At 67.6% G+C, this 11,954-nt stretch carries 8 protein-coding genes; 2 read left to right on the top strand and 6 right to left on the bottom strand.

The window, feature by feature from the left end; translation table 11 throughout:
• Positions 1–520: 520 nt before the first annotated feature.
• Positions 521–1,798: a response regulator transcription factor gene (locus PM1_RS19260; RefSeq protein ID WP_009619170.1), complete on the top strand. Its 1,278-nt coding sequence runs from the start codon at positions 521–523 to the stop codon at positions 1,796–1,798.
• A gap of 27 nt (positions 1,799–1,825) precedes the next feature.
• On the opposite strand, the gene PM1_RS19265 is transcribed toward PM1_RS19260, so the two are convergent.
• The 6 genes from PM1_RS19265 to PM1_RS19290 all read right to left on the bottom strand — a co-directional run bounded on the left by PM1_RS19265 (position 1,826) and on the right by PM1_RS19290 (position 10,204).
• Complete coding sequence (locus PM1_RS19265; protein ID WP_009619169.1) at positions 1,826–2,908, bottom strand: M14 family metallopeptidase; 1,083 nt, start codon at positions 2,906–2,908, stop codon at positions 1,826–1,828.
• A 113-nt stretch (positions 2,909–3,021) separates the two neighbouring features.
• Complete coding sequence (locus PM1_RS19270; RefSeq protein ID WP_009619168.1) at positions 3,022–4,290, bottom strand: MFS transporter; 1,269 nt, start codon at positions 4,288–4,290, stop codon at positions 3,022–3,024.
• Between the two features lie 17 nt (positions 4,291–4,307).
• Positions 4,308–5,495 (bottom strand): M20 aminoacylase family protein, encoded by a 1,188-nt coding sequence (locus PM1_RS19275; RefSeq protein WP_009619167.1) that lies wholly within the window; start codon positions 5,493–5,495, stop codon positions 4,308–4,310.
• Positions 5,496–5,593: 98 nt separating this feature from the next.
• Positions 5,594–6,502: a LysR substrate-binding domain-containing protein gene (locus tag PM1_RS19280; protein WP_009619166.1), complete on the bottom strand. Its 909-nt coding sequence runs from the start codon at positions 6,500–6,502 to the stop codon at positions 5,594–5,596.
• Positions 6,503–6,962: 460 nt separating this feature from the next.
• On the bottom strand, positions 6,963–8,321 hold the full coding sequence (locus PM1_RS19285) for a DUF1329 domain-containing protein (RefSeq protein WP_009619165.1): 1,359 nt from the start codon (positions 8,319–8,321) through the stop codon (positions 6,963–6,965).
• A gap of 20 nt (positions 8,322–8,341) precedes the next feature.
• Positions 8,342–10,204 (bottom strand): DUF1302 domain-containing protein, encoded by a 1,863-nt coding sequence (locus PM1_RS19290; RefSeq protein WP_009619164.1) that lies wholly within the window; start codon positions 10,202–10,204, stop codon positions 8,342–8,344.
• A gap of 272 nt (positions 10,205–10,476) precedes the next feature.
• Between PM1_RS19290 and PM1_RS19295 the strand changes: the two genes are divergently transcribed.
• On the top strand, positions 10,477–11,799 hold the full coding sequence (locus PM1_RS19295; RefSeq protein WP_009619162.1) for a CapA family protein: 1,323 nt from the start codon (positions 10,477–10,479) through the stop codon (positions 11,797–11,799).
• Positions 11,800–11,954: the final 155 nt, after the last annotated feature.

An 11,954-nucleotide genomic window follows, 5' to 3' on the forward strand; every position in this document is an offset into this window, starting at 1 on the left:
CGCGATCATCTTGAACCCGGCCCCCAACAGCCCTGACTGGAAGAACGCGGATTATCTTCCAGGCCTATCAGCGGACATTGACTTCAGAAAGCGCGCAGGAAGTGCATCGACCCAGTAGCGGCGGCCATCAAGCCGATCCCGATATCACCGCCAGCGGAGGCGCATGGAACGGCCCTTTCCGAGGCGGCCATCCCGCATGCTGCGCGATCCCGGCATATCGAATTGACGAAAAGTAAGGCGCCGATCCAGGGCATTTTAGAACTCGTCAGATACCCGCCCCGAAGGCCGCGCCCTACTCTTTTCAGCGCAAGACGACGCAACTTCTTCTAAACAGATCAGCGCTGAATTTCTCCTTCGGAAATCCACCGGAGAACTGTTTCTCAAGCGCCGAAAGCGACCCCGAAGACTCATGCCGCCCGCCCCGCGGGTATCGGCACTTTTCGAGACGCTTGTGGGTTCGCGCCTGCTGCAGGATGCGGGAAGAGGGTTGACCCTGTAACTATCAACTATCCGTACCTAAATGAAAAATCTGATCGATAGCAAAATAAATTTCTCGGTCGTGACCGAAGACTCCCTCATACAGGCATATACCCTGGATGCAAGCCAGGCCGCGCCTGAACAAGTCCTGATGAGCAAGCCTGGCAACCTGTACGTATTGCAGGAGCCCCAGCATGCCTCCCTGAGCGATGCGCTGGTTGCCGAACGCTCCGGAGAAGACCTGCTGCTGGCTTTCCGATCCCAGGAGCAAGCCCGCCCGGCGCTGAAGTTCGAGCAGTTCTTCAGCCACGACGCCCGCCTGCATGTCCTCAAGCATGACGGCGAACTCCTGCGCGCCGTGATGGGCCAGGACGACCCGCAGCAAGGCCCGGTCGCCTTCGACCTGCAGGCAGCGAGCGCCACTGAACAGCAGGTGGTCAGCCCGGTTCTGGGCCTGCTGCTGCCTTCCGCCGAAATCGCCCCCGCCGCGGAGCTGGAGCCCCAAACCGGCGACGCCGCGGCCCCCGTACAACTTGCGGCACTGAACGTCGCTCCGCTGTCCGCCGAGCCGCCGCAGATCACCCATGCCATCGACCAGATCGGCGCCCGCCAGGGCTCGCTCGCCTCCGGCAGCGTCACCGACGACAGCCGGCCGACCTTCAGCGGTCATGCCGAAGCCGGCACCGTGGTCACGATCTACGACAACGGCTACAAGCTGGGCGACGTCCGCGCCGACGCGAACGGCAACTGGTCCTTCCCCCCTGAAAATGCGCTGGCCAATGCCGGGCACAGCTTCACCGTGCGCGCCCAGGATGCCGCCGGCCACCTGATTTCCGCGGTGCACGCCGTGTATGCCGGAGCGACCTACATTTCCCCGCAGTTCCGCTCCAACGGCCAGGAACAGAACGGCATCCTCGCTTCGCGCACCGCCAACTCCAGCCTGACGCGGCGCGAGGCGGAAGTGATCCGGCTGTATGTATCCGGGCTCTCCGTGAACGGCATCGCCAACCAGCTCAAGCGCACCAAGCAGACCGTCAGTTCGCAGAAGTCCAGTGCCATGAGAAAGCTGGGCATTTCCCGGGACGTGGAACTGTTCCGGTTCGCCTATGAAACAGGCCTGGAGATAGCGGGGAAACCCATGGATTTCGAACTGTCGAGCCACAGGCAACAGACCGCTCCGGAAAGCCTGCCCGCTGAAGTTCAAACCCCGAGAATGGGCGCCCGGCAGAACGACAGGAAGCTCAGCGTCTACGTGCCTTACGAGATCATCCAGAAGGAGTGGCGATTCTTCATGGAAGGCCGCAACCGCAACGAGTCCTGAGCGATCGCCACACCGGCCTCTTCGAAGCTACGCCTCGCACAGGCCCCGGAGCGCCAGCCAGGCCGCTTCGCTGGCCTGCGCCAGCACCTGGCGCTTCCAGTCGTCAGCGTCCACGTAGAAGGCATCGCGTAACTGCTGCTTGATGCGCCCGGCCTTGTGCACCGGCGCCTGCGGCGAGCGGGCCAGCCACTGGTCGGCGCGCAGCGCGTCCAGCACCTGCGATCCCGGCAGGGTGCCGAACTCCAGGGTCATGGAGGTCAGCCGCGCCTGGGGGCATTCCTGCAGCGCGGCATGCACCATCTTGCCGTTGAGCCTCACCGACACACTGTTGCCCTCCTCCGCCGAACGCACCGACTCGCCCCACCAGGCGCGGGAGCGGGCCAGCGATTCCGCGGTGTTTTCACCGGAGTGGATACGCTCGCCGTGCCCGCGGGGGCCGAGGCCGGTATGCAGGTCGATCCAACCCAGCTCCTGGCAGCGGCGGCCATGCTGGCGCAGCACCTGGCGCACCTTGCCGTTGCTCCAGGTGGGTGCGGCGCCGACGTAGAAGAGCCCGTGCGGATGGCTGCTCTGGCCGCAGGAAACGGCCTGTTGCAGGTGCCGGCGGCCATGGCGCAGGATCTGCAGCAACAAGCGCGCACGGCTCAGCCGCGACGGCCAGCGGCGTGGCACCAGCAGCGGATCGAGACGGGCGTAGGCAGGGTTCTCAGGCAGGGGCGCGGAAAAGTCCAGGAAGTTGCGGTTGAGGTCGACGTTCTCGTGGGTCCAGCGCCGCCACCAGGAGAAGCCGTAGGGGTTGACCGCGTGCAGGTAGAGCACGGCACAGCCGCTTTCGTGCACACGCGCCCGCCAATGCGCGTCGCGCAGCATCGCGGTCTGCACGGCGGAACCGCAGAAGCCTTCGACGCCGTGACAGCCGCTGCTGACGATCAGCAATCGGCTGGCGTCCTCCGGGCCGTCGCGGGCCACGTCCAGGGCCAGCGGCTCGCCGTCGCGCCCGGGCAGCGGGTGGTCATGGGATTCGACGGCCAGGCCGGCGGCGGCACAGGCCTCGAGGAACTTGCCACGCGCCTCGGCGTAGCTCTGGGAGAAGCAGGCGGACGGGTTCATCGTCTCTCCGGGATGAGCGCAGCCGGAACGCGGGCCGCCGGGCCCGCGCCCGGAAGGCGCGAAAGGGATGGGATCAGGGGGCCGGCGGCCGGCTCATGGGCGGCCACCGCGGCTCATGCCGTGGCGGGCAGGTCCGTGGCGGCGCTGCCGTGCAGCGCCTGGCGGGTGCGCTCGGGGGCGATCAGGCGCAGGCCGAGCAGCGCGCAGAGGATCACCGCGGCGCCGATCAGGCCCAGGCCCAGCTCGAAGCCCTGGGCGATGTTGCCGCCCTTGTGCTCCACCAACTGGCCGATCAGCCAGGGCGCGAGCATGCCCGCGCTGGTCAGGCCGCCGATGTGGATGGCCAGCATGGAGCCGCGCTGCGCCGGCGGCGCGATGTGCGCCACTATGGTGTTGCAGAAGGTCGGCAGCAGGTTGATCAGCACGCAGCCGGCCAGGTACAGGCCGATCACCGCCGGCAGGTTGCCGTGGAAGCCGCCGAGGCCGACGAAGGCCGCGCCGGCGAGGATCGCGCAGACCACCGGCAGGCGCACCAGCGCGGTCTGCAGCGGCACGCCGCGCTTGAGCAGGCGCTGCGACCAGGCCGAAACGCCGAGGTTGAACACGATCACGCCGAGGGTCGCCGCCATCACCGTGTAGCCCGATTGCAGCGGCGTCATGCCCAGCCCCTTCTGCAGGTACACCGGCACCCAGCTGTAGACCAGCGCGTTGGGCAGGTAGCCGAGGAAGCCCAGCAGGGTGATCCAGAGGAAGGTGCGGTTGAGCAGCAGGCGCCGGTACGGCAGGCGCTGGCCGCTTTCTTTACCGTCCACTTCGGCGTGGCTACCCTCGCGGCCGAAGGCCAGCCAGGCGAGCATCCACAGCAGGCCGATGAGCGCCAGCGCCAGGTAGGCCATGCGCCAGCCCAGATGCTGGATGGCCAGCGGCAGGGTCAGCGCGCCGAGCACCGCGCCGAGCATGATCGACACCTGGATCAGCGACGCAGGCAGCACCCGCTCGCGCGGGCCGAACCACTTGAACACCGCGTGCTGGGTCACCGCCGTGCCCGGCCCGGTGCCGGCGCCCAGCAGCAGGCGGCTGGCCACCAGCGCGGCGAAGCCGCTGCTGAAGCTGACCAGCAGCTGCGCCAGCATCCACACCAGCGACATGCCGAAGAGGATCCAGCGGGTCGGAAAGCGGTTGGCGAGGAAGCCCACCAGCACCCCGGAAATCGAGTAGAGGAAGAAGAAGGCGCTGCCGATGAAACCGAACTCGCTCGGCGTCAGCTTCAACTCGTCGATGATCTGCGCCCCGGCGAAGGCGAAGATGGTCTTGTCCATCACGCTGATGACCATCACCAGCATCAGCAGGACCAGCACCAGGGTACGGCGTGCGTTGCGCATCGTTGCTCCATTGGCCATCAGGCGGCCAGGTAGGTCTCGACCAGGCGCACCCAGAGGCTGGCGCCGAAGGGGATGGCCGCGTCGTTGAAGTCGTAGCCGGGGTTGTGCACCATGCAGCCGCTCGGCCCGCTCTGGCCGTTGCCCAGGGCGATGTAGCAGCCCGGCCGGCGTTCGAGCATCCAGGCGAAGTCCTCGCTGCCGAGAAAGCCCGCCGGCGGCTCGGACAGCAGCCGCTGCGGGCCCACCAGCTCGCTCGCCACCTGGCGCAGCAGGCGCGTTTCGGCCGGGGTGTTGACCAGCACCGGCACCAGCTCCTCGTAGTCCAGCTGCGCTTCGATGCCATGTACCGCCGCCACCCCCTGGGTGACTTCGGCGATGCGCCGCTTAAGCAACTGGCGCACTTCCGGGCGGGTGGCGCGGACGCTCAGGCGCAGTTCGGCCCGCTCGGGAATCACGTTGGCCGCCTCGCCGGCGTGGATGGCGCCGACGGTGATCACCGCGACCTCGCTGGCGGGCACATTGCGCGAGACGATGCTCTGCAGCGCCAGCACCAGTTCGGCGGCGGCCACCACCGGGTCCTTCGCCGAATGCGGCATGGCGCCGTGGCCACCGACGCCGAGCAGGCGGATGGTGGCGCGGTCGCTGGAGGCGGTGAGCGGCCCCTCGCGGGTCAGGAAGCAGCCCACCGGCAGGCCCGGCGCGTTGTGCAGGGCGTATACGGCATCGCAGGGGAAGCGCTCGAAGAGGCCGTCCTCCATCATCGCCACGGCGCCGCCGAGGGTCTCCTCGGCGGGCTGGAAGATCAGGTTCAGGGTGCCGTCGAAGGCGCGCGTCTGCGCCAGGTAGCGCGCCGCGCAGAGCAGGATGGCGGTGTGCCCGTCATGCCCGCAGGCGTGCATCTTGCCCTGCTCCCGGCTGCGATGGGGCACGCCGCTGGCTTCCTCGATGGGCAGCGCGTCCATGTCGGCGCGGATGCCGATGCTGCGCGAGCCCTGGCCCTGGCGCAGCACGCCGACCACGCCGGTGCCGCCGACGCCCTCGTGCACCGCGTAGCCCCACTGGCGCAGGTAGCCGGCCACCAGTTCGGCGGTGCGCCGTTCCTCGAAGCCCAGTTCGGGGTGCTGGTGGATCTGCCGGCGGATGGCGGCGAACTCATCCTGCCAGTGCTGGATGCGCGCAAGCGGCTCGGGGCTGGCCTGGCTCATGGCCCTGGTCCTTGTTGTAATGACGACGGCCGGCAGCATGCCTCAGCCATGGCGGGCTGAATAATGACCTCTGCACATGCTTATCCAGGCTGGTTATGTCAGCCGGCGGGCTTTTGCAGGTGCGGGCCCTTGAAGGCGTAGACCAGCTCGTCGACCAGCGTCTGCGCCTCGCGGGTCATCAGCTCGGGCGGCCGCGAGACCAGCGAGATGTCGGTGCCCGGCACGCGCTCGGCGATGTTCAGCGGCTCCAGGGTGCTGGAGACCACCGGCAGGTCGAACACCCGCCGCGACCAGAAGCTCACCGCGTCGGTGTTGGCCGCCAGTTCCGCGTAGAGCACTACCGAGGCGCACTCGATGATGCGTTGCGGCGGTTCCACCCGATGCTCGCGGAACATCTCCCCGGCCAGGGAAACGTCGAGGGAATCTGGGATCAGCCACTCCTGGTCGAGCAGTTCGTGCAGCGACCCGGCCGCGCGCAGCGGATGGCCCTTGCGCACCGCCAGGGTGGTGGGCTGGGCGTAGAGCTCCTGCCAGAGGAAGCCGTCGATGTTGCGCGAGGCCGGCTGCGAGGTCAGCGCCAGGTCCAGTTGGCCTTCGCGCAGGCCCTCCAGCAACTTGGCCGGGCGCAGTTCGTTGATCTGCAATTGCACCTTGGGGAAACGCTTGCGGTAGCGCAGCAGGCAGTTGGCGAACTGCTGGCTGGGCGTGACCGGCGACACGCCAATGGCCACGCGGCCGTCCATGGCGCCCTTGAGCGTCTCGATCTCGTCACGCGCGCGGCGCACCTCCTCCACCACCAGCCGCGCGCGGCGCACCAGGCGCTCGCCATATTCGGTGGCGGTGATGCCACGGTTGGAGCGCAACAGCAGGGGCACGCCCAGTTCGGCTTCGAGTTCCTTGATGCTCTTGGACAGGGCCGGCTGCGAGATATGCAGCAGGCGCGAGGCCTCCTGGATGCTGCCACTCTCGCAGATGGCGACCAGGGCGCGCAGTTGATGCAACTTCATGATGGGGCTACGACCGCTCTATTCGACTTGTACCGCGCAAGGTAAAGCAAAAATAGCGTGGGAAGGCAGCGGCCAATTGTAAAAAGCGCTGGATTCCCGGGTGAGTGGTTGGTCGTGGCTGGTGGGGCATTGGGTTGGGCGTGGGGGTCTGCTGGTGGGGAAGGTGTAAGGGTCTAGTCCGTTCCCTCTCCCTAACCCTCTCCCTGAAGGGAGAGGGGACCGTTGGGCAGACGCTGGTGCTCTGGAGTCAGCCGGCAACACCGAAAGTTGCCGACTGAAGCCAACCGCCCTCTCGGCACGGACAAGCCCCCTCTCCCTTCAGGGAGAGGGCTGGGGAGAGGGTGCTCTTCCCCCCCAAAACACCCAATTCACCAGCAAACTCCCCCTGTAAATACCCCCGAAAAAAAGGCGGCCATCCGGCCGCCCACAAAGAGAACATCGATGGAGTTGCTCTGTCGACTCAACGAATCCCGGTAGCACGCAAGGCGCTGGGAGTGAAGTCATTGCTGGTGGACTCGAGGTCGAAGCGGTACGCGCCCTTCTCCTCGTTGCGCAGGCCCGACACCGTGTAGCGCCCGGACACCACGTCGTAGTGGGTCTCGGCGGTCAGCCAGGTGAACTGCTGGTCGTAGAACGGCCGCGCGTGGCCCTCGGAAACGCGCCAGAGGTTGCCGCGGCCGTCGTAGGCGTCGGCCTCGGCGATCTGCCAGCTGTCTTCGTCGATGTACAGGTCGCGCTTGCTGTAGACGTGGCGCTGGCCCGGCTTCAGGGTCGCCTCCACGTGCCACACGCGGTGCAGTTCGTAGCGGGTGTAGTCGGGGTTCAGGTGGCCCGGCTTGACGATGTCGGCGTACTTCGCCTTGGGCGAGTCCAGGGCGAAGCTGTTGTAGGGGATGTACAGCTCCTGCTTGCCCAGCAGCTTCCAGTCGTAGCGGTCGGGCGAGCCGTTGAACATGTCGAAATCGTCGTAGGTGCGCATGCCTTCGGCGCCGGGGCTGTCGTAGGCCACCTGCGGGGCGCGGCGCACGCGGCGCTGGCCGGCGTTGTACATCCAGGCCATGCGCGGTTCCTTGACCTGGTCGATGGTCTCCAGCACCAGCATCACGCTGCCGGCGCGGCGCGGCGGCGAGAGAATCTCCTGGCGGAAGTAGTAGAGGATGTTGTCCATCTTCGCCGGGTCGTAGTCCTTCAGCCCGAAGGGGAAGGCGAACTGCTCCTTCATGTAGCTGATGGTGTAGTCGCCGTTGCTCTGCGGGTTCATCTGCGCGGTGGTGCGCAGCATGGTCTTGCCGCGGTAGCGGGTGACGTGGTTCCAGATCGCCTCCAGGCCGTTCTGCGGGATCGGGAAGGGAATCGAGACCTTGAAGTTCTCCAGGCCGTTGCCGCCCTCGGCGAGATGGGTGGCGCCGGCGTTGGCCTTCACCGCGGCGAGCACTTCGGCCGGGTAGGCGGCGCTGCGGTGGCTGGGGTAGACCGGGATGCGGTAGCTGTCCGGGAAGCGCTTGAACATCGCCAGCTGGCCGGGGGTCAGCTTCGCCTTGTACTGCTCGGCGTTCTGCGCGGTGATGGTGAACAGCGGCTTCTCGCCGGCGTAGGGGTCGGCGAGGAAGCCTGCGGCATCCAGGGCGCCGGCGTTGGTGGCGAGGCCGCCGGTCCAGGCCGGGATGCTGCCATCGGCGTTGCCGGCCTTCTCGGCGCCCATGGGGGTCAGGTCGGCGCCCAGGCGCGCGACCTGGTCGGCGGAGACGGCGGCCATGACCTGGCCGGCGAGCAGACCGAGGCTGAGGCAGCCGGCCTTGAGCAGGAGCTTGTGCTGCATGGTGGGTCCTCCGGGGGGCGTCAGAAGCTGACGCCCAGGCTGACGGCGAGGAAGTCGCGGTCGGTGTTGGTGTTGTAGTCGCCGCCGAAGTAGTCGGTGTAGCTGATGCTGGCGGTGTATTTGCTCAGGTATTCGCCGTCCAGGCCGATGCTCAGGGCCTTCTCGCCTTCGCTGAAGGTCGGGCCGTAGCCCTGCACGTCGTGGGCGAACGACAGGTTCGGCTTGAGCGTCACGCCGCCGATCATGTCGTTGTATTCGAGCTGGCCGCGCAGGCGGTAGCCCCAGGAATTGCCGGTGTAGAAGCCGTGGCTGTTGCACTCGCCGGGGTTGGCGGTGTTGACCACCCCGGTGCACAGCGCGTTGCCCGCAAGGCCCAGCAGCGAGGAACTGCCCGCCGCGCCCAGCTCGCCGTTGCCATAGACGCTGCTGCGGCCGAAACGCAGGGCGCTGCCGTCGGTGGGGCCGAGATCGCTGACGTGGGTGAAGCCGACCTCGCCGACCAGGGTCAGGCGGTCGGCGCGCACCAGCGGCAGGTTGTCGAAGGTGTTGGTCAGGGTGACCTGCGCCTGGGTCACCGGCTTGCGCTGGTAGCCCTGGATCAGCGAACCGTAGGCCGAGTCGGCCCAGCCGCTGGCGAAGATCGGCAGGCCGGCGTTGACCGCCGGGTTGGTCGATGCCGCGCCGAGAGTGGCGGCGGCGGAAATGTCGGTGCCGTTGAGCCCCAGCGGCATGTTCGGCCGGTAGCTGATTTCGCCGGAGAGCGCCGCGGTGCCCACCGTGGTGTTGAAGCTCAGGCCGTACAGGCGGATGTCTTCGGGGTAGGTCAGGAAGTAGCGCGCGGTGCTGCGCCCGCCCTGGCCGAACAGCCCGCCGACCGGATCGGCCAGCGCGCCCTTGCCGACGATCCAGCTGCTGTAGGGCGTACGGCTGTGGTAGTTCATGGCGTAGAGGCCGAACTCGGTGTCGTTCAGCGACTCGGCCATCCAGTGCAGGGCCACGCCGAACTGGCCGCCGTCGCGGGCATCCTTGTCGCCCAGCCGCGGCACGTAGCCATAGCCGCCCCGCACGCCGGTGCCGTCGATGTCGCGGTCGAAGTCGCTGCCGTTGATCGCCATGCCCGTGTCGCAACCCTGGGCGACGATATCGCTGCCGAAGAAGGTGCCGCAGTTGTCCACCACGGTCTTTTCCCATTTCAGCTGGTAGAAGGCTTCCAGCGACAGGTTCTCGACGATGCCCTGGTTGAAATAGAACATCGGCACCGGGATCAGCGCTTCCTTGACCTCCGAGCCGGGCCGGCGCAGGGCCGAGACGTCCACCGGGTTGATGCTGTTGATGCCGTTCTGGATGAAGGTGCTCTCGCCCCAGCTCACCACCTGCTTGCCCAGGCGCACGCTGCCGGGCAGGTCGCGGACGCTGTAGTTGTGGTAGACGAAGGCGTCGAGCAGTTGGGCGCCGGAGGAGCGCGCGGCCTGGTCGCGGCCGCTGTCGTCGATGTCGTAGAGGTGCTGGTGGCCGTCCTTGAGCTCGAAGTCGTACCAGTACTTGCCGCGCAGGAACACGCCGGTGTCCTGGTACTTCAGCTCGAGGTCGTGCACGCCCTTGAACAGCTTGGAGAAGGCCTCGCCCTTCTTGAAGTTCAGCCGGTTGTCGTCGGAGGTGGCGCTGGAGGCGCTGCCGCCGTTGCGGCTGCCGATGAATTTCTTGTCCGGGTTGTCCATGGCCCAGCTGGCGCCGATGGACAGGCTGGAGTCGAAACGCCCCTCGATCTCCCCGATGTTGAAGGTTGCCGCGTGGGCCGGCAGCGCGCCGCCCAGGGCCATGCCGACCGCCAATGCCAGTTTCCGCGGCCGCAGGGACGCACCTTCGGTTCTTGTTCTTTTCATGCTGTTCTCCGCCAGGAACGTGCTTCAAGGGGGGAGCCCGGGGGCTTCCCGCACTGCCCGGCGCCATGAAGAACACGGCGACCCGGGAGGCGGTCGCATAGTAAGAGCCGCGTCACACGGCTGGCCTCTGAAAAAAACTTATGCCCATAGCCAAAAGCGCCCCCACGGCGCCGATAACCAGCGGCTATCGGGATAAGCAGGATTCAGCCGGTACGCGGCGCGCCTTGCCCTATAGTCCGCGCCATCCAACCTGGCAGCCCATGGGGACGAGCATGAAGATTGCGTTGACCGGCGACAGCATCCTGCAGCGCCGCCTGAACAGCCTCGAGGACGCGACCCTGCGCCCGCTGTTCGACCTGATCCGCAGCGCGGACGTCAGCTTCACCAACCTGGAAGTGCTGCCCAACGACTTCGCCGGCGACCCGGCCCTGGAAAGCGGCGGCTCGCACTTCGGCGCCCCGGCCTGGATTCTCGACGAGCTGGTGGCGGGCGGCTTCGACCTGTTCTCCACCGCCAACAACCACGCGCTGGACTACAGCATCTCCGGCCTGCACGCCATGCACCGGCAGTTGCGCCAGCGCGAACTGCTCTACGCCGGCACCGGGCGCAACCTGGAAGAGGCGCGGCGCCCGGTCTATTGCACGCGCCCGGCGGGCAGCGTGGCCCTGCTCGCCTGCAGCGCCACCTTCGGCAAGGGCCAGGAAGCCAGCGACCAGAGCCGCGACATGCCCGGCCGCCCGGGCCTGAACCCACTGCGCTTCGACACCGTGCACGAAGTGACCCCGGCGCAGATGGCCCAGGTGCGCGAGCTGATCGCCGGCCTCGGCCTGGACCGCCTGTACCAGGGCGCGGTGGACCTGGGTTTCGCCCACCCGCTGCCGCACCCGTCGCTGGCGGTGTTCGGCCCCTTCACCCCGGTGCTGTTCCGCGAGGGCCAGCAGACGCGCCTGCGCACCACGCCGCGCAAGAAGGACGTCGACGACATCCTGCGCTGGGTCGAGGAGGCGCGGGTGATGGCCGACGTGGTGGTGCTGAGCATCCACGCCCACGAGCTGGGCTACAACGCCGAGGGCGAGTGGGACCTGGAAACCCCGGCGGAATTCCTCCAGCCGGTGGCGCGGCGGATGATCGACGCCGGCGTCGACATCGTGGTCGGCCACGGCCCGCACCTGCTGCGCGGCATGGAGATCTACAACGGCAAGCCGATCTTCTACAGCCTGGGCAACTTCATCGGCCAGAACGAATTGGTGGAGCGCCTGCCGGTGGATAGCTACGAGCAGTTCCGCGTCGATCGCGAGCAGACGCCCTCCAAGGTCTTCCAGCAGCGCACCCGCAACGACACCCGCAGCTTCCCCGCGGACGCGCGCTTCTGGGAAACCCTGGTGCCGGTCTGCCGCTTCGACGGCGGCCGCCTGCAGGCCATCGAGCTGCACCCGGTCAGCCTGGGCCTGGGCGAGGCCATTCATCGCCGCGGGCGCCCGCGCCTGGCCGAAGGCGAACATGGCCGCGCCATCCTCGAACGCTTTGCACGGCTGTCGCAGCCCTATGGCACGCGGTTCAGCATCGAGGGCGGTATCGGCCTCCTGCGCCTGTAAGGCCGCAGTAGAACGACGACGCCGGACAGGTGGCCGGCGTCGGCGCGCGGGCCCAGGCTCCGGCCGCCTGCCGGCGATCGACGGCCAGGGATTCCTGATAGAATTACCGGCCGTCGCCCATGATCCTGATCCGTACCGCATGAGCGACGGTTCCA

Source organism: Pseudomonas sp. M1, assembly GCF_022760135.1.
GTDB classification, from domain to species: domain Bacteria; phylum Pseudomonadota; class Gammaproteobacteria; order Pseudomonadales; family Pseudomonadaceae; genus Pseudomonas; species Pseudomonas citronellolis.